This is a genomic window from Undibacterium sp. TC4M20W, assembly GCF_049340245.1.
In the GTDB taxonomy this organism is placed as follows: domain Bacteria; phylum Pseudomonadota; class Gammaproteobacteria; order Burkholderiales; family Burkholderiaceae_D; genus Undibacterium.
The window spans coordinates 366644-386478 of sequence record NZ_JBMPPI010000003.1; the positions used below are offsets into that span (position 1 = coordinate 366644).

15 protein-coding genes are annotated in these 19835 nt (G+C 49.4%); 11 read left to right on the top strand and 4 right to left on the bottom strand.

Annotated elements, in window-relative coordinates; genetic code table 11:
• The first annotated feature begins 18 nt into the window (after positions 1 to 18).
• From ACO0LL_RS06125 to ACO0LL_RS06155, 7 genes are all read left to right on the top strand, one after another.
• Entirely contained in the window at positions 19 to 1917 is a 1899-nt protein-coding gene (locus ACO0LL_RS06125) for a rhamnogalacturonan lyase (protein ID WP_422949995.1), read from the top strand.
• A gap of 73 nt (positions 1918 to 1990) precedes the next feature.
• Positions 1991 to 4774: a Tat pathway signal sequence domain protein gene (locus ACO0LL_RS06130; RefSeq protein WP_422949996.1), complete on the top strand. Its 2784-nt coding sequence runs from the start codon at positions 1991 to 1993 to the stop codon at positions 4772 to 4774.
• A gap of 120 nt (positions 4775 to 4894) precedes the next feature.
• Positions 4895 to 7279, top strand: coding sequence for a TonB-dependent receptor domain-containing protein (locus ACO0LL_RS06135; protein WP_422949997.1), 2385 nt, complete (start codon positions 4895 to 4897; stop codon positions 7277 to 7279).
• Between the two features lie 187 nt (positions 7280 to 7466).
• Positions 7467 to 8717 carry a rhamnogalacturonan acetylesterase gene (locus tag ACO0LL_RS06140; protein WP_422949998.1) on the top strand — a complete coding sequence of 417 codons (1251 nt, stop codon included), beginning with the start codon at positions 7467 to 7469 and terminating at the stop codon, positions 8715 to 8717.
• Positions 8718 to 8787: 70 nt separating this feature from the next.
• On the top strand, positions 8788 to 9654 hold the full coding sequence (locus ACO0LL_RS06145; RefSeq protein WP_422949999.1) for a rhamnogalacturonan acetylesterase: 867 nt from the start codon (positions 8788 to 8790) through the stop codon (positions 9652 to 9654).
• Positions 9655 to 9691: 37 nt separating this feature from the next.
• Positions 9692 to 10396 carry a GDSL-type esterase/lipase family protein gene (locus ACO0LL_RS06150; RefSeq protein WP_422950000.1) on the top strand — a complete coding sequence of 235 codons (705 nt, stop codon included), beginning with the start codon at positions 9692 to 9694 and terminating at the stop codon, positions 10394 to 10396.
• 287 nt (positions 10397 to 10683) lie between these two features.
• Positions 10684 to 12072, top strand: coding sequence for a hypothetical protein (locus ACO0LL_RS06155; RefSeq protein ID WP_422950001.1), 1389 nt, complete (start codon positions 10684 to 10686; stop codon positions 12070 to 12072).
• Positions 12073 to 12221: 149 nt separating this feature from the next.
• Here the strand turns inward: ACO0LL_RS06155 and ACO0LL_RS06160 are convergent, their stop codons facing one another.
• Entirely contained in the window at positions 12222 to 13169 is a 948-nt protein-coding gene (locus ACO0LL_RS06160) for a 2-hydroxyacid dehydrogenase (RefSeq protein ID WP_422950002.1), read from the bottom strand.
• A complete protein-coding gene (locus tag ACO0LL_RS06165; RefSeq protein WP_422950003.1) occupies positions 13166 to 13579 on the bottom strand; it encodes a VOC family protein in 414 nt (137 codons plus the stop codon). The genes ACO0LL_RS06160 and ACO0LL_RS06165 overlap by 4 nt, the downstream gene beginning before the upstream one ends.
• Positions 13580 to 13698: 119 nt before the next feature.
• On the opposite strand from ACO0LL_RS06165, the gene ACO0LL_RS06170 reads away from it, so the two are divergent.
• Positions 13699 to 14562: a LysR family transcriptional regulator gene (locus tag ACO0LL_RS06170; protein WP_422950004.1), complete on the top strand. Its 864-nt coding sequence runs from the start codon at positions 13699 to 13701 to the stop codon at positions 14560 to 14562.
• Here the strand turns inward: ACO0LL_RS06170 and ACO0LL_RS06175 are convergent.
• On the bottom strand, positions 14559 to 15224 hold the full coding sequence (locus tag ACO0LL_RS06175) for a ribonuclease HI family protein (protein WP_422950005.1): 666 nt from the start codon (positions 15222 to 15224) through the stop codon (positions 14559 to 14561). The genes ACO0LL_RS06170 and ACO0LL_RS06175 overlap by 4 nt on opposite strands.
• A gap of 127 nt (positions 15225 to 15351) precedes the next feature.
• Between ACO0LL_RS06175 and ACO0LL_RS06180 the strand changes: the two genes are divergently transcribed.
• From ACO0LL_RS06180 to ACO0LL_RS06190, 3 genes are read left to right on the top strand one after another with little or no spacing between them, the layout of a single operon-like run.
• A complete protein-coding gene (locus ACO0LL_RS06180) occupies positions 15352 to 15585 on the top strand; it encodes a DUF1272 domain-containing protein (RefSeq protein WP_422950006.1) in 234 nt (77 codons plus the stop codon).
• Positions 15586 to 15599: 14 nt separating this feature from the next.
• Positions 15600 to 16511, top strand: coding sequence for an EamA family transporter (locus tag ACO0LL_RS06185; protein WP_422950007.1), 912 nt, complete (start codon positions 15600 to 15602; stop codon positions 16509 to 16511).
• A gap of 6 nt (positions 16512 to 16517) precedes the next feature.
• Positions 16518 to 17477 (top strand): GlxA family transcriptional regulator, encoded by a 960-nt coding sequence (locus ACO0LL_RS06190; protein WP_422950008.1) that lies wholly within the window; start codon positions 16518 to 16520, stop codon positions 17475 to 17477.
• Positions 17478 to 17625: 148 nt separating this feature from the next.
• Here the strand turns inward: ACO0LL_RS06190 and ACO0LL_RS06195 are convergent.
• Positions 17626 to 19835 (bottom strand): beta strand repeat-containing protein (locus tag ACO0LL_RS06195; RefSeq protein ID WP_422950009.1); only part of this gene is annotated, 2210 nt, incomplete at its 5' end.

Sequence of the window (19835 nt, forward strand, 5' to 3'; positions counted from 1 at the left end):
AACGAGAAATCTGCAAATATGAAAATCAATCATGTATTGACCAGCGCCCTGTTAATCGCCAGCCTGGCTGGTGTTTACAACAGCCAGGTGCAGGCAGCCGGCCATACCACTGTCAAAGCCAAAACTGTAAGCCTGGGTCATACATCGCTGAGCGGCAAGCAGATGGAAAAACTCGATCGCGGGGTCGTCGCCATCAATACCGGCAAAGCCAATTTCATCAGTTGGCGCTTGTTGGGAACCGATCCAGAAAATATCAGTTTCAATATTTATCGCGGACAGGAGAAATTAAACCGAGTACCCCAGCAAGTAACCAATTACACCGATGACGCAGGTACACCTGCCAGCAGCTACACCATACGTCCGGTCATTGACGGTGCTGAATTGCTGGCAGATGCGCCCAAAAGCACATGGGGCAATTTGTATAAAACCATACCCGTACAAAAACCGGCCGATGGCATCACTCCTGATGGATCAAGTTACAGCTATGTACTGAATGATGGTTCCGCCGCCGATCTTGACGGTGATGGCGAATATGAACTCATCATCAAATGGCAGCCTACTAATGCCAAGGATAATTCCCAGGCTGGCTACACTGGCAATACCTATGTGGATGCCTACAAGCTCGATGGCAAATTGTTGTGGCGCATCGATCTGGGCAAGAACATCCGTGCCGGTGCGCATTACACCACCTTCCTCGCGTACGACTTCGATGGTGATGGCAAGGCAGAGGTCATGATGAAAACTGCGGATGGCACCATAGATGGCAAAGGCAAAGTCATCGGCAATGCCACTGCTGACTATCGCAATAGCAAAGGATACATTTTATCCGGCCCTGAATACCTGACTGTCTTCAACGGCATGACCGGTGCCGCCATGGCCAGCACCAACTATATCCCGGCACGTGGTGATGTCGCAGCCTGGGGCGATGCTTATGGCAACCGGGTAGACCGTTTTCTCGGAACGGTAGCGTTTCTGGATGGAGAACGTCCAAGCGCTGTCTTTTCGCGTGGCTACTACACCCGTGCAGTGATTGCGGCCTGGGACTGGCGCGACGGCAAACTCACTAGCCGCTGGACATTTGACAGCGATATAGAAGGCGGCCCGGTCAATCACCAGGGTGCACACTGGATGTCAGTGGCCGATGTAGACGGCGATGGCAAGGACGACCTCATCTATGGTGCTGCCACTGTAGGCAGTAACGGCAAAATGCTGTACAGCACGGGTCTGTGCCATGGTGATGCCTTGCATGTAGGCAAACTTGATCCCAATCGCCCGGGACAGCAAATTTACATGGTACATGAAACGCCAAGCTGCTATGGCGCACATGGACTGGAAATGCATGATGCCGCTACCGGAAAGATACTCTGGAGTGTAGATGGCAAAGGTGCCGATGTCGGTCGTGGCGTCTGCATGGACATAGACCCGGCTTATCCCGGCGAAGAATGCTGGGGATCAGTCGGTGGTTTGATGAGTGCTGGTGGTGTGGAAATTTCACCCCAGCATCCAAGACGCGTCAACTTCGCTGTCTGGTGGGATGGTGATCTGTTGCGTGAATCGCTGGATGGCACCCTGATAGAGAAATGGAATCCAAAAGCCTTCGCCTTCGAACGTTTGCTCAATGGTGCAATTTATAATGCTGCATCCAACAATGGCACTAAATCCACGCCTGTACTATCGGCTGACTTGTTTGGTGACTGGCGCGAGGAAGTCGTCTGGCGCAATAGTGACGACACCGCCCTGCTGGTATTCAGCACCACCATACCAACACCACATCGCATCACCAGCCTGATGCACAATCCGCAATACAGGATGCAGGTGGCAGGACAAAATGCCGGTTACAACCAGCCCCCTCACCCTAGCTTTTACCTGGGCGATGGCATGACGGTAACCAAGCCAGAGGCCATTTACACACCTTGATACACCCTGTCTCTTTGATCGTCATTAATCAAGAGCAAGTACAGCTATTTTCAGATATGCAAAGTAATGAATAATGTTTAAATTAACGCGTCGCAGCTTCATCAAAACAACGGCAGCTAGCGCACTTGCCAGTCAAATACCATCTCTGCAAGCGCAAAATCTGTCTGCGGTTGATGTGAGGAATGCAGGTACCGCAGGTGCCATAGTAAAAGCAGACGAGTTCATACGCCTGAACTGGCTGGAAGGCAAAACTCCGCAAGTACTGACGGGGACGACAGTAGGCGTACCCTGGCCACGCGGCAAGATCGCCAAAAGCCAGCAGTTTCAATTGATTAATCAGGATGGCAAAGACCTGCCTACCCAAAGCTGGCCTTTGGCATACTGGCCCGATGGTACGTTGAAGTGGACCGCACATGCAGTAGCCGCTGGCGTAAGCCTGGGTTCCGAATTGCAGGTCAGGCCCGTAGCAAAAACCGCCCTGCCATCTGAAAAGATAGTCAGCGTCAGGCAAAGCAAGAACGGGTATCTGATAGATACAGGCGTGATGGTATGTGATGTTGCCACTCATGGAGCACAGTTTATCCGCAGCGTACAGCGTGATGGCAAAGACATCATGCGCAATGGCCACCTTGTAGTCATCACCGATGACCAACCGGACGGCGAAAGCGGCACCACCCGTCAGTACAATTACATCAGCAATATCAGCCAGGTCAGCCTTGAACAAAATGGCCCTGTACGTGCTGTACTGAAGGTGGAAGGCATGCACAAGGATGCCAAACGAGCCTGGCTGCCTTTCGTGCTCAGACTGTATTTCTACGTAGGTGCAGATACCATACGCGTCATGCACAGCTTTGTTTATGACGGCGATGAGCAGCGCGATTTCTTGCGTGGCATAGGTTTGCGTTTCGATGTCGCCATGCGTGACGCGCTACATGACAGGCATGTGCGCTTTGCCGGTGAAAATGCCGGCTTGTGGGCTGAAGGTGTGCGCAATATGACCGGCCTGCGCCGTGACCCTGGCCCCGCAGTACGCAATGCCCAACTGGCTGGGCTCGCCTGCCCGCCGCTGGCACAGTTTCCTGAAGTGATACAGCGCCTGATCCATCTGGTACCGGCATGGGGTGATTACACCCTGTCACAACAATCGGCAGATGGTTTCAAGATACGCAAACGTACCAAGTCCGGTTATGGCTGGGTGGAAGCAGCCTGGGGACACAGATCCCCCGGCACAGGTTATATAGGCGGCGTCAGTGGCGGCGTTGCTTTTGGCTTGCGCGATTTCTGGCAGCGCCATCCTACCCAACTGGATATCCGGCAGGCGCATACCGACACCGCCCAGGTCACCGTCTGGATGTGGTCCCCGGATGCCCCGGCCATGGACCTGCGCTTTTATCATGATGGCATGGGTATGGAAACCCATGATCAGGAACGCGAAGGCCTGGAGATCACCTACGAAGATTATGAAAAAGGATTTGGCAGCCCCATGGGTGTGGCCCGCAGCAGCGAAATCACCTTATGGGTATGTGGCGCCACCCCTTCGAGGGAAAAGCTGGTGCAGTTTGCTGATGCCATACAGACACCTCCTCAACTGGTAGCGAAGCCCAGTCATTTCCTGGCGACTGGCGTGTTCGGCGGACTGTGGAGCTTGCCAGATCGCTCGCATCCGGTAAAAGCGGCGCTTGAAGATCAGCTCGATTTTCGCTTCAATTTTTACAAGGAACAGGTTGAACAGCGCCACTGGTATGGATTCTGGGATTATGGCGACATCCGCCATACTTATGATCTGGACCGGCATGAATGGCGTTATGACGTCGGCGGTTTTGCCTGGGATAATTCCGAACTCTCGCCTGATCTATGGCTTTGGTACTCTTTCCTGCGCACCGGACGGGCTGACATCTTCCGTTTTGCGGAAGCTATGGTCAGGCATACCAGCGAAGTCGATACCCATCACCTGGGTCAGTTTGCTGGTCTGGGTTCGCGCCATAATGTACAGCACTGGGGCTGTAGCGCAAAACAGCTGCGCATCAGCGCTGCCATCTATCGCCGCTTTTATTATTACCTGACAGCAGATGAACGCATAGGCGACATCATGCATTCACTGATAGATGCCGACAAAAAACTGGAAAGCACGGATCCTGCGCGCAAGCTCAAACCCAAAGAAGATATCAGCAAGATCAAGGCACATGCCGGTTTTGGCACAGACTGGGGTTCACTCGCCGGTAACTGGCTGACCGAATGGGAACGCAGCGGTGACATCAGGTACCGTGACAAGATATTGACTGGCATGCGAGATATCGCCGGCATGCCCCACGGCTTTTTCAATGGCAACAGTTTTGCTTATGATGCAGATACCAGCCATCTGATCAATGTCTTTGGCAACCGGGCATCGGCCAGCCATTTGAATGCGGTCTTTGGTGCAGTAGAGATTTTTGCAGAACTGGTGACCCTGACTGACGAACCCAGGTTTGTACAGGCATGGCTACAGTATTGCGAACTTTTCAATGCTGGCAAACAGGAGCAGATCAATGCACTGGGCATGCCACACGGTGCGGGCAATGCCTTGCGTAACGGCCACTCCCGGCTCACGGCCTACGTCGCCTGGAAAAACAAAAATCCCGCATTGGCACAGCGCGCCTGGCGCGAGTTTTTTGGTAATCGTGGCGTGCCCGGCCCATTGCTGAAAACCACACGCGTTCAGGGTGTAAATAGCCTCAATCCCGTCGATGAAGTGCCATGGATCAGCACCAATGACACTGCCCAATGGGGCTTGGCTGCGATACAAAATCTGGCACTGATCGGTGAGTATATTCCCTCAGTGACAGATCTGAAAAAGATGACTGTTGCAGACCCGGATTGAACAAATGAAGCACCCGCATCTACTGACAACAAACTGATACAAAGCAAGTTGAACAAGGCAGACATTTTTACGTCATAGTGTTGGCAATTTCATCTAATGGCATTCAACTAGACCCAAATCATGACTACACGCCGTAAAAAAATATGCCCAGCGACAGTAACGCAATTTGTCCGTCATGGTCGCAAGACAACGCGTAACCTGGTAGTGAGTGTGCTGATCACAGAAACTTTTTGCATGAGTCCAATTGCTTATGCTCAAACCCCGGATAAGCCAGCTGTACCTGCCACACCGGCCAAAGCCGCAACACCAGTCAAGCCTGCAGAAACCAAACCAGAAGAAACAAATAGTAAGACTGGGCCGGTAAGCAAAACAGATAACAAGCCTGTGACATCTGATGCGCCAGTCAGCAGCAGTGGCGAGCCACAATCGGTGACCGTGCAAGCAGAACGCCCCAGCAATCGCATTGATCGTCAGGTATATGATGTCAAATCAGATGTCGCCAGTACCAATGGCACGGCCACCGATGCGCTCAACAATATTCCTTCTGTATCCGTAGATCCAGATGGCACAGTCAGTCTGCGCGGCAGCACTAAAGTTCAAATTCTGATCGATGGAAAACCATCCGCCATGATGCAGGGCGACAACCGTGGCGCATCGCTGAATGCCATGCCCTCACACGACATAGAATCTATAGAAGTGATCAATAATCCTGGCGCGCAGTTTGGCAACGAAGGCGGTGGTGGGCCCATTCTCAATCTGGTCATGCGACGCAATCGCCAACCCGGTGGTTTCGGTGTCGTCAATGCCAATGCCGGATCCGCGGGTCGCTATAACAGCGCTGTATCTGGCAGCTATCATGAGGGCCTGTTTGGCATACAGGGTGGAATGAATTTTCGCCATGATGGCAGAAATTCAGTGGGCGATGCTGTCCGCGACCGGCTTGATCTCAGTCAGCACAGTACACAGGAATCTGCTTCTGCTGGCTTGAATAATTCTTCCGGTGTCAATGCTGCGATTACGTACAACATCGACACGAAGGACACACTCGGTGCCAATTTCTCCTATGCCAGACGCAACAATGACCAAAAATCGACAGACCATTACCTGAACACCGGCCAAATCAATAATGACTATGTGCGTTCCACCCAGCGCGGTGGCGAAAGCACCAACTACAGTTGGGGTGGACGCTATGACCACAAAGGCGATATTAATGGTGAAATAATGCGGCTGGACTTGCGTGTATCAGGTTCGGACAATGCCAGTTCCAACGCGTATTCCAACGTCTACTCCAACGTGGATGCGAGCAGTCCGATTATTTTTACCGATGTGCACAGCAAGCAAAATAATGCCAACAATATCAAGATCGTCGATTTTACCGGTGACTATGAACGCCCCGATGAAAAGGGACTTTTAAAAATGGGCTATAAAATAGCCAATAACAAAAGTGAATTTGATACCAGCTATTTTAATATTGATCCCATCAGCAACACTGCCATCCTGAATCCATCACGAACCAATAGCTATAATCTGGATGAAGCCAATATTGCCCTGTACGGCTCATATCAATTACGCCTGAATGAAAAATGGGGTGTACTGGCAGGCCTGAGGACGGAGTATACGCATATCGATATTCAACAATTGACTGCGCACACAGAGGCGACCAATCACTATATTAACTATATCCCAAGCTTTTTCGCCAGTTACAAGGCCAGTGACGATACCACCCTGCGTTTCAGTTATGCACACCGCATACGTCGCGCCAATGCCAATGAGCTTAATCCTTTTGTTGTCTATCGTGACGAGCTGAATTACTCCAGCGGCAACCCAAAATTGAAGCCAGCGCAAACAGACTCTTTTGAATTGGCGTATGAAACCAGAGTCATCGGGCTGGATATGAATATCCGTGGCTACTATCGCACAGAAAGCGACAGTATTTTGTCTCGAAAAATCCCGATCAGCGACACTGTAGTGCTGACCACACTGGAAAACGGTGGCGGCAATCATTCCAGCGGTGTTGAATTCACGCTCAGCGGCAAACTAACACCCAAGCTTTCCATCAACACCAGCGGTAACCTCTTATTCATCGAACAAAAAATCCTGACTGCCACCGGTCAGGAAATTCAGCGTTCAGCATCATCATTAAGTTTGCGCGGGCGCTTTAATTATCAACTGAGCGAACAGGATCAGTTGCAAATCAGCCTGAATTCCCAGGGAAAAACGCTATCGGGCGAAGGTTATCGTCAACCCAATTCCACTGCCAATTTCAGCCTGCGCCACACCATTACACCTAGCCTGAATCTGGTTTTGAACGTCACAGATGTGTTTAACTCAAACAAAATTGATACCATCGTCGATACAGATACTCTCAAAGAGCACAATATTCGACGCTATGACGGTCGCCTGATATATATCGGGCTGTCTTATCGCTTTGGCGGCAATACATCCGGCGGCCCGGGCAATAATCGCCAGGAAATACGTCGCCCTCCCCCACCTGGCCAATCTTGATGCGACCATACCGCCATCCGGCAATCAACGGCCTGTCGATTACTATCGACAGGCCGTTTTTCATCGAATGCCAATCACCACTCTGATTGTTTTTCTGAAAAACAGCCTTTGCCCCATAGCTACCCTAAAATGCATTAATAATTTCTCGAGCTTTTTATTACTGCAAGCATTTCCTGAGTTGATTTCGATGAAAAAAATACCGACTTTCAAGCTATTGATTTTTATTGGCAGCATCGCCTTTAGTAATACGCTCTACGCCCAAACATATTCATTTGATTTCAGCACACAACCCGCAGCGCAGTCCAAAGCGGTGAAAGCAGATGCTATCTATTCAACAGAGACTGGATACGGTTTTGAGAATGGCGCTCAAATCATTGCCACCAGCAATGGCATCAGCAGTGCCAAACCCTTCTTGTTCTCCGTTGCTGTAGCCGAGGGAAACTATCGTGTCAAACTCATGCTGGGTGATGATGACGGCGAATCTGAGACAACCGTCAAGGCAGAAACCCGCCGTTTGATGCTAGAAAAAATCAAAACCAGGAAAGATGAGCGCATAGAAAAAAGCTTCATCGTCAACGTACGTCGCCCGGGTATTGCTGGCGGTGGCGAAGTCAAATTGAAGCCCCGTGAAACAGGAGAAGAACAATTTACCTGGGACGACAAACTGACGCTGGAATTCAATGGCCCACGCCCCAGTGTAGATTCCATCAGCATCGAACGCGTAGAAAATGTGCCCACGCTTTATTTACTGGGTGACTCTACTGTCACCGATCAACCAGGCGAGCCTTACGCCAGTTGGGGGCAAATGCTGCCACGCTTTTTCTCAGCGGATGTCAGTGTCGCGAATTATGCACAGTCAGGCGAATCCCTGGCATCTTCTAAAACGGCACGCAGGCTGGACAAAGTACTCAGTCTGGTCAAACCTGACGACTATGTGTTGATCCAATTTGGGCACAATGACATGAAGGCGGTAGATGTCGCCACTTACAAAAATAACCTGAAGATCTACACCGCAGCACTGGCTAAAAAACATGCACAGTTGATATTGGTTACCCAGGTACAACGCCGTACATTTGAAGGTACGACTATCACCAATTCTCACAAGGGCTATCCGAATGCGGTACGTGAAGTCGCCAAAGAAGAGAACCTGCCTCTGATTGATCTGCATGCCATGAGCAAGGTCTTTTATGAAGCACTAGGGCCAGAAAAGTCTTTGCTGGCATTTAAACCGGGGGACGGTACCCATCATAATGCCTACGGCGCTTATCAACTGGCCAGGTGCATCGTGGAAGGTGTGCGGCAAAGCAAATTACCTCTGAAAAAATTCATCCTGGCTCAGTCGGAAAATTTTGATCCGGCAAAGCCGGACGCGCCAGAGTCATTTTTCATATCGGTCAGCCCGGCTATCGTCAGTATTAAAAAGCCAGATGGTAGTTGAGTTGTCGTTGATGCGCGCCTTATAATCAGTTGATTTAATGACTACCATGACACCGTTTACAGGACTTTTCATGATTATACATAGCGCAATCCCTATTTCGTTGAATAAGGCCTTGCAGGCTTTATTCCTTCTGGCGGTGGTTAGTGTGGCCTCAGCACAGAACGTGAAAGAAGATGACAGGCCAGTTGTGGAAGAAAGCAAACAGGTCGTCAATCAGGCACTCGATCCAAAACTTCCGTCCTTCTTTATCGTTGGCGACTCCACAGCTCGTAGTGATGCACCCATGCGTGGCTGGGCAGATGAAATAGCACCTTATTTCGACTTAAAAAAAATTAATGTCATCAATCGTGCCATAGGCGGGCGTAGCAGTCGCACCTATATACAGGAGGGTCGCTGGGACAAGGTATTAGGCGAAATGAAAGCTGGTGATTTCTTGCTGGTACAGTTTGGGCATAATGATGTTGGCCCGGTTGATGCCAGAGGCAAATTCAGAGGCACATTGCGTAGCACCGGAGAAGATACCGAAATCATCAACAGACCAGATGGCAGCATTGAAATCGTGCACAGCTACGGCTGGTATCTAAAAAAATACATACAAGATGCCAGGGCGAAGGGTATTTCCATCATTATCGCAACCCCAGTGCCGCACAAGGACTGGGCCAATGATTTTGCCGAGCACCGCAAGCTGGCGAGCATAGTCGCCAATGAAACCCAGGTAGCCTTGATTGATGTTACAGCCATTACTGGCAAAACATACGACGTCCTAGGCAAGGAAAAAGTCGATACCTTATTTAGCGACCAGCGCACCCATACCAACATCACCGGCGCGAGGATTAATGCAGAATCCGTCATTGCGGGCATCAAAGGTCTCTCAGGCAATGGCTTGAACAATTATCTTTCACTTAAAGCTGGCCTTATATCACCGCAGCCTGAGTGAAATTTTCTGGCAACTCACAATCCTATATATTCACCTCATGAAACGCTTAATTTTATCTGCCCTTCTGTTTACTTCTATTTGTCATGCACAAGTAAGTTCGCTACCTGTCAAACAGCCTACTACGATTGCAAGTGATCAGAATTACAGTCCCAAATTGGCTTATCAAATCTACTTTAATGACTATATAACACTAAGGAAAAATCGCCCGGCTGATCTGATTTTCATTGGTGACTCGATTACAGAACAATGGCGATGGGGAGCGGGCTCTTCTGTTTGGAAAAAACATTTTGAAGAGCGCGCGATCGATTTTGGGTTGGGATCGGACAAGACCCAACATACTATCTGGCGCTTGGAAAATATCGACCTGTCAGCTTTTACACCCCAGGTCGCCATCATCCTGATTGGCACAAACAATGTACAGGATACGCCGGAAGAAATTGCCAACGGTGTGAAAGCCGTCATCGCTGCAACTCAAAAGAAATTCAATGGCATAAAGATTGTTTTGTTGAGTATTTTACCGAATGCACGTGCGACAGAAAAAATGGCGGCAACCAATACCTTGCTGGCGCCACTGGATGACCAAAGAAACATTTATTATCTCGACCTCGCGGCGCAACTCCCACCTGTCGGGGACAACTGGAAAGGCATGAGTAAAGACAAGTTGCACCTATCCGTCGAAGGATACGAAATTTGGACAAGCGCCCTGGAGCCTCTGCTTTCTACAATAATGAATCAAAAATAAATTTGTCGTTTTTGGTAAATTCATTTTTTTTGCTGGCACAGCACTGGCAAACAAATATTCTTCTTTGTTTTAATTTTCCGCATTCACATCTACGTGGAAATTAAATATTGATCCTCAAATTGCAAGGAAAATAAATTCTTGCAGCAAATGTTTGGGGTAAATCCCTATTATTGCAATTATTTTGCGCTAACATAATCCTTTCAAGAATTTTAGCCAGAACATCCTCAGCGTCAAAAAAATTTCTGGTCTTTCTCTTTCAGTAAATGATAGATAACAGGAGTTATTCCATGAAGACTTTGATGACAAAGAAGTACAACACACCTTTTCTGAAGACAACGCTCATTGCCTGCGGTTTATTGGCTACTCCACTAATCGCGACATCACAAACCAAACCAGCCACCGGTGCGCAAGGCAAAGTCGCTGCTACAAAAGCTGGAACACAAGTGACCAAGCCGCCGATTGCTTTTGCGTATATCGATCTGGCGACTAATGCCAGTGATATGCCGGGTGGCATGATGGGCGGGGCTATGCAGGGCGCGCAGTCTGGCGGCTTCTTCGGTGCCTTGGGTGGCATGGCTCGCGGTGGCACCGGCAACAATGACAGAGGTAATGTTTTCGGCAATACGCATTCCATGGGTTTTGCCAGTGGCAGATTCATGGATGTATCAGTTTTCACAAACAAGAATACTTCGCTGACTGATGCCAACCAGATGATACCCGCAGGCATGAACTTCGGTGACAGCCTGAAGCTGCTAGCGCCGGTTCCAGAAAAACCAGTGCAATACACTCCTTCTGAAGAAACACCATCCGAGCCCAGCTATGAAAAACCCAAAGGCAAAATTTCGATTTATTGGGGCTGCGGCGAAACAATAAGACCAGGGCAACCGCGTACTCTCGATGCTGCCAAAGCGTCGCCAGAAGATTATGCAAAATTCTTTACCATGCGCGGCAAAGTCACCAAGGGTGCGCGTTCACAACCTGGCAATCCTGCATGGCCAAACAAGAGCGATGACAGAAAAGTGCCGGATACTGCTTCACTGGTTGGCCAGCATCAGTTTGTCGGTAATGGCATACCTGAGAGCTTCAAACTCAATCTGGCGTCAAACAATGATTTGATGTCAGCAATTGAACTGGTACAAACCAAGAAGGCTGGCGGGGTTGGACTGGAGTGGAAATCGGTGCCAAATACGCGTGGCTATTTCATCAGTGTTATGGGTGGACAGGCGGGTGGCGGCGATAACCCCGAAGTTATAGTCTGGACATCCAGTGAATTGCCAGACTTTGGCTTTGGCCTGGTCGATTATCAAGCCAATGCAGATGTCGATAAGTGGCTTAATGAAAAAGTCATCCTGCCCGCCAGCACGACCAAATGCGATGTTCCAAAAGGTATTTTTGGTGAGCAGGGAGCGGGCATGCTGCGCATGATTGCCTACGGCTCAGATGCTTATTTTGCCTACCCTCCTCGTCCCAGCGATCCAAAAATTGCCTGGGAACCAGATTGGCAAACCAAGCTGCGTATGAAATCGACTTATAGCTCCATACTAGGTGGTATGGGCGACATGGGCGGACGCAGGTCCAACAATGCATCGCAAGCAGAGCAACAGCAAAGGCCTGAACAGAAAGAAGAACCCAAGGTCAAGGCAACAGATGTCTTGAAAGGTTTACTGGGTTTCTGACTTAGGCCTACAACTTAGGGGCAACTGAGCTATGTTGATCAATGCGTTGATGAATGCATTGATCAACACCTTGGCCGATGAACCAATCGATGCCCTGCAATGATATGAATGGAAAACGACAAGCATTCATATCATTAAAAGTTCTTCCTTCAATAGCCTTTGACTCTATCTACCGTTACAGGCAACTCTCCCGTCGATCTGTAACGCCGGATATTATTGGCCACAATCAAAGAAGCCGTTTCTCTGTCTGTGGGTGCCGAACAATGCGGCAATACTGTCACAGACGGATGCTGCCAGTGCCATGCAATGGCGGGCAAAGGTTCTGTTTCAAATACGTCGAGAACTGCATGACCGATATGCCCGCTATCCAGGGCGATATGCAAATCATGATCATTAATGATGGCCCCCCGCGCGAAATTGATCAGCGATGCACCTCGCGGCAAGGCTTGCAGGGTTTGGGCATTGACCAGTCCTTTGGTATCTGGTGTCAGTGGTAGCAGACAAACCAGGATATCGGTTTTTGCCAGCATGACTGGCAATCCATCTGTACCTGCAAAGCATTCGACACCTGCAAATTCTTTGCGATTGCGGCTCCAGCCAATGACATTAAAGCCTGCACGCAGCAGGCTGTTCGCCGCCGCCTCACCCAATGCACCGAGGCCCAGCAGACCTATAGTTTTTTGCTGAGGCCGCAGATATTCACGTGGCTGCCAAAGCTGCTGCTTTTGTTGTCGCGCGTAAGCTGGCATATCTCTGTGTAGGTAGAGCGTCCAGGCCAGCACTGCTTCGGCCATGGTGCTGGCCAGTTGCGGGTCTATCAAGCGGACAATTTTCAGCTCAGTGTCGGCCAAATCTGAAATCAGTCTTTCCACTCCCGCCCAGACACTGTGCATCCATTGCAATTGCGGTAATTGCTTCAACTGCGCAGGATCAGGATTGGCAACGATGGCGACTTTACAGGTAGCTTTGTCCTCATCACTCATACTGTCAAAGGCGACAATCTGTTCGTCTGGCAGATTCTTTTGCAGCGCATCTACCCAAGCCTGGGTATGGGAGTAAGCAGGCGCAGCCAGGAATGGAATTTTAGTTGAATTCATTTGTCGTAAATACTTTCCAGATTATTGAAACCTTTGATTTCTATGGGATTGCCTGAGGGATCAAGAAAAAACATGGTTGCTTGCTCACCTGCTTGTCCAGCAAAACGAATTGAGGGTTCCAACACAAAGTCGAGATCATGGCCCCGCAGGCGATCAGCCAGTACCATCCAGTCCTTCATCGCGAGTATTACACCCAGGTGCGGCATGGGCACCAGATGATCCCCTACCCTGCCTGTATTAGTCGTGGCGAACGGCATGCCCAGATGCAAGGAAATTTGATGACCAAAAAAATCAAAATCTACCCAGGTTGCCGTACTGCGCCCCTCTTTGCAGCCCAATATGCCTGTATAAAATTGCCGTGCCTGATCAAGATCATGCACATGATAGGCAAGATGAAATAAAGCTTTCATGGATATGGTTCCGTATTGAATTATCGTTGTTCATATGGTGACTCGCAATATTGAAATGCTAGCGCCATTTCTTCGTAAGAGATAGCATATTATTTTTAATCCATTCGAAAGAATTTTTTATGGATAGTCGCTATCTACAAAGCCTGATTGCCACCATAGAACATGGGTCTATCGCAGAAGCCGCAAGAGTTGAGAACCTGACCGCAGCGGCGATCAGCCAGAGAATTCAGGCTCTGGAGAGGGAGCTGGGTTTTCCTCTATTGTCGAGACAGACGCATGCGGCAAAGCCAACCCAGGCTTGCCTGCATCTGCTGCCACGGGCACGAAATATCGTGCGCGAGATTGGTTTGTTAGCTGGTGATGCCGACCTTGATGGCTTGACAGGTACAATAAAGATAGGCGCTATTTCCACCGCGATGACAGGCATGCTGCCAACTGTCTTACGGCACTTGACCAGACATGCACCAAAATTGAAGGCCGGTATCGTACCTGGCACGTCCCGCTCCTTATATCAGTCTGTGCAGGATGAGGAGATAGATGCTGCAATACTGGTTGCACCTCCATTTGATTTGCCTACAAGCCTGATAGCGCACCACATAAAAACAGAGCACCTGGTCTTACTTTCCAGACAAGCGCTGCACAACGATATCTTGTCCACGCTGCAATTAAAGCCCTATTTGCGCTATGACCCGACAGCATGGGGTGGCCGTTATGCTGAGAAATTTCTGAAAGACCAGGGCCTGGCGCTGGAAGCCATGTGCGACCTCGATGCACTGGAAACCATCGCCATGCTGGTCGCAGACGATGTAGGCGTCAGTTTGGTACCACACTGGTCAGGCTTGGCAAAGTTGGCGAGGCATTGCGTATTAACACCCATCCCCAACCCTGCCTATGCACGTAACCTTGTTTTACTCAGCAAAACGCAACATCCGCGACCTGCAATGTTGGGCCTGTTGCTGCGGTCATTGAAAATCAAGTCTTAATCTGACCGCATCTGAGTAAGTGCATCAGCCAGTTGATTTTTGTGCCTGGGCACCCAGGACACGCGCAACTGCTCAAATGCAGAGGCCAGTTCCTGTGCTTGCTGACGATACTGCTGCATGCGTAACAAGCTACTCACCTTGGTATGGTTAAAGTCATCAATGACCACCTGGCTATCGCCATGCACAAGCAAGTTCACTATTCCGTGTCGTCTCGCTTGCTGTAATAGCAATATCAAACCACTGTATTCTGCGTCACAGCTGTCGCCGTACTCAATATGGGCTATGTGCTCAAAATTTTGCCCGTCGGGCGCTTTGAGTATGCAGGCAATCCGACATTTCCCTGGGTTAGGCACTGCCGAGCCATCGAACCAGGCCAGCCAGGTATTTGCAGGCAACAAAGTTAAATCGCGATCTTTTTTACCCTTTTGCCGTGCAGCTTTTTTGACCAATCTTTGAGCAGCATCCGCCACCTTTATGGCTTCCCGCTGTTGTGCCAGCTCTGAGATATTCTGCAAACCTGAATTCTGTGCCGCTGCTTGCAGCAGCTTAAAAAGAGCTTCCCCAGCATGCAGTTTTTCCTGCTTTGCCAATTGACGACTAAGCGCGTGCTCTTTGCGCGTAGCAATACTGACTAGTTGTTGATATGTAAAATTGGAATCCATAAAGCTTTGCGATTTAGATTTAGCAAATGTCCTGATATGACCGACTCTGGTCGCTATCTATGCTGGCACATACCATTCAAACTGATATTCTGCTTAATATTCACCCACAACAGAAAGGAAATGTATCATGCTTGAACTCAGACCGAATTGTGAGCGCTGTGACTGTGATTTACCACCGGATTCTGACAAAGCCCGCATTTGCACTTTTGAATGCACCTTTTGTGTTGACTGCGTAGAGGGGCCGTTACAAGGTACATGCCCGAATTGTGGTGGGAATTTCGTCCCAAGGCCAATCAGGCCACAAAATAAACTGCTGAACAACCCTGCATCGACCAAACGTGTACATGCAAAAACAAATTAAACCTTAGTCAATCCATGTCCAAATCTGTCCTTAGCACACGTCACATCCTGATCGCTGCCATAGTCATTCTGTTGTGGGGAATGAATTTTGTGGTGATCAAAATAGGATTGAAAGGCATCCCTCCCTTCTTGATGGGCGCTTTGCGCTTTATGCTGGTGGCGTTTCCCGCTATCCTGTTTTTGCCACGCCCAAAAGTGTCATTCAAACTGTTATTGGCGTATGCCATGTTCATTAGCCTTGGCCAATTTGCCTTTTTGTTTTCAGCAATGGCGGTCGGTATGCCAGCGGGCTTGGCATCGCTGGTTTTGCAAGCGCAGGCTTTCTTTACTGTGGGCTTATCTGCTATGGTCTTTGGCGACAAGTTAAGGCCCAGCAATTTACTAGGCATGTTGGTGGCCAGCGCAGGTCTCATACTGCTGGGCAGCGCAAGCATTGCCAGTTCGGCCAGCCAGGTGACACTAGCTGGCTTTGCACTCACTTTATGCGCCGCATTCTCATGGGCCAGCGGTAATGTCATCAATAAAAAAATAGGAGTGACTAATGTACTGAGTCTGGTGTCATGGAGTGCCCTGGTGCCTATACTGCCATTTATTTTGCTCTCTTACTTGTTTGAAGGTGGTGATGTCATCTTGCACAGTTTAAGCAATATGAGCCTGTCATCTGGTCTGACCATCGTTTACCTGGCCGTCGCAGCTACCCTGATAGGCTACACCTTGTGGGGTAAACTACTGGCCAGCTTGCCTACCCATCTCGTTGCGCCGCTGACGCTGATGGTACCAGTAGTTGGCTTGACTGCAGCATGGCTGATACTTGATGAGGCATTAAGCCATACCCAATTACTGGGCGCAGTTATCGTAATGGCTGGCCTGCTCATTAATGTATTCGGCGCAAAACTGGTTCATAACTTGCGCAATATGTTCGCCTGACTAATCATGCCTCGTGTTCAACCAGTTTATTTTCTGTTATTGCAAGACACCTTATTGCTGGATATTGCCGGGCCAGCAGATGCACTCTTGTTTGCCAATCGCTATCAGGATGAAGTGCGGTTTGAAATGCACTTCATCAGCTCGCAGCAAAGCGTGAATTCTTCTGTCGGCCTGCAACTAGGCCCGCTGCTGCCTTTGCCGGAACAACTGACTCCAGATGCCATCCTGATTTTGCCTGGCCTGATCGGTGGCAATGAAGTCTATGCTTTGCCAGATGCACAAATTGCCATCCGCTGGTTGTCAGAAAAAGTACAGGCAAGCCATAGAGTGGTGTGTATTTGTTCTGGCGCACTGATGGCAGCGCATGCTGGTTTACTTCGCGGGCACAAGGCAACGACACATCATAATCATTGCCACGAGTTGGCAGAAATAGACAGTTCAATCAAAATAGAAGAAAACCGCATATTTGTTGAAGATGGACGCATCAGCACCAGTGCCGGCGTTACGGCGGGCATAGATCTCGCCCTGCATCTGGTCAGCGAACTTACCAGCCCCTTCGCTGCGAGTGCAGTTGCCCGCAATCTGGTGGTATATATGCGTCGTTCTGGCAATGATCCACAATTGTCACCCTGGCTGAAATACCGTAATCATCTGCACCCCATTGTTCACAAAGTACAGGATGCTATGGTCAAGGACCCTGCTCACCCGTGGAATTTAACTGAATTGTCCAATATCGCCTGCAGCAGCACGCGGCATATTACCCGACTGTTCAAGTTGCACACGGATGTTTCGATACAAGCCTATTTAACATCATTGCGCTTATCGCTGGCGACAAAATTTCTGGCCAACACCGATTGGTCAATAGAGCGAATTGCAGAGGCGTCTGGTTTTGGCTCGGCAAGGCAATTCAGACGTATCTGGAATAGTCATTTTTCCGCACCTCCTTCGGCTGAGCAATTTAGATGATTAATTTCCACACATCACCTGGAAGATAATTAATAAAACAAAAAACCCACCGCTTTACAGAGGTGGGTTTTTTTTACACAGCAGGGAGGATGTTTTCTCCCTGCTGCATGGGTAGCAAGCTACCCAATTTCCTGCATAGCTTACTGAATTAAGCGATGAAGTCGCCAGCGACGATGGAACCTGCGCCAGTGATTTTAACGATAAAGTCAGTTGCATCAACAGTACCTACAGTGCCACCGATGTTTTGGAAAGCATAAGTACCAGCTGCTGTACCTGCGGCTACAGTGATCACGTAAGCCTGAGTATTCGCTGCCAGAGCCGCGCCAGCTGCAGTTGCTGCTGTAGCGATTGCTGCTGCCAGAGTAGATACGTCAGCAGTAGCGATGGACAACAGGTTCAGCGTTGTTGCTGCTGTGCCAGTTTTGAACACGTCAGCGCCAGCAACTTTGAAGTTTGCCACTGTATCGATTGCAGAGATGACTGAACCAACACCGATTGTATCAGCACCAGTTGCAGTTGTTGACAGATTGATTGTATCCACACCGGAACCACCAGTAATAGTGATTGCGCCAGTTGCTGTACCCAGGATATTAACAATTTGACCGCCAGCACCTAATTGGACAGTGTCACCACCGAAAGCACCTTTCGTAAAGCCCAAGGTTACAGCGCCATCTGCATTTTGGAACGCATACCCAGCAGCAGCACCACCTGTTACACCAATAAATTCAATGCCTGTTACTTTAGGCTGGATATTAGTAGCGGCAGAAAGAAGACCCAAATTTAGATTATCAGTACCCAGGCCACCAACAATACCATTATTTGCAGCAAGCAAAACATTCGCTGCAGAAATACTGAACGTATCATTACCTGTGCCACCGATGACAGACACCAGGCCAGTTGTACCTACGAAACTGTTTGTGCCGTTAGCCAGTACATAATTCTCTATTGATGCATTCCCAATAACAGTGCCAGCGGTAGTAAGTGTGATGGTTTCTGTTGCGCCAGCGGCAACGCCAGTGAACGCGCCGTATTGAGCTGCTGTCAATGTTACAGATGCGTTATTTGCGATAAACAGTGTCTCAAAGCCTGTGATGTTCGCCGCAGAAATATTGTCACCGTTGAACACGCCTAATGTGTCTGTTGTGCCAGCGCCAGCAGAGTAGGTGCCAGAATAAGATTTGCCGGCTTCCAGCGTAAGGGTGTTGCTACCAGCGCCCAAGTTAACGTTACCAGCCAGGAATGTGGAACCAGTATTAGCGAAGTTCACAGTGTCATCACCTGTGCCACCATTAACTGTAGTGATACCAGTAGTCGCATTGAAGAAACCAATACTATTAGTAGCATTAGCCAGGTTCAGTGTCTTGATGTTGGTGATAGTACCACCTGTACCACCATCACCAAGACTTACAGCTGCTGCACTACCCAGAGTGATCGCATCAGTGTCACCCAGATTACCGTTGACTGTTGTACCGCTCAATGTCGCTGTCAAGCCTGTGAAGTTATCGTTCACGCCTGCAACGCTGTTAAATGTACCGCCAGCTGTCAGTGCTGTAGGAGACAAAGCAGAGCCGCCACCATTAACTGGATTAGTACCAACAACACCTGTTGTTACTGTTGCGCCACCAGACACTGTCACTGCATTGCTAACTGTAGTGTTGTTCACGCCACCACCAGTTGCATTGGAAGAAGACGTTGTGTCGATAACCAATGTGCCGCTAGTTACAGAGATCAAAGACAGATCGATGTTGTTCACGCCAGCGATATCATCAACGATAGTCAGTTGATGTGGAACATTGCCTGTGAATGTGATCACTGGTGTGCTCAGGGACAGAGCAGCACGGGCAGCAACCAGAGCAGCGTATTGGGAAGCAGTGATCACAACAGCGGAGTTCGCTGTGATGTTTTCAATACCAGACAATTGCGCACCAGCCAGGTTGATCGCACCGTAAGTAACCAGTGTATCGTTACCTGTACCCAGGTTGATCGTGTCTGTTACAACGCGAGCAACTGCAGTCGCTGTGGACTGTGCATTCAGGTTCACACCGTTTTCTGTCGTGTTGTAGGTACCGGCAACATAGTTACCCAACAAGACTACGCGGTCATTACCAGCGCCGAGGCTCAGGAAGTTGGCGCCGCGGGCCAGTGTGACGTCCAGTGCAGATTGTGCTGTCAATGCGCCTGCATCGATGGAAACGCCGACTGTTGCGTTAGCAACGTTGGTGTTGTCGATCGCACGGATCGTCAGACGTTCTACGTGGGTTGTTGTGTTAGCAGCCTGGTAGCTGTCAACCAATGCATCAACGATCGTATCGTTCAACTGGATTTGGGACACTTGTGTGACTGCTGTGTCGTTGGTCA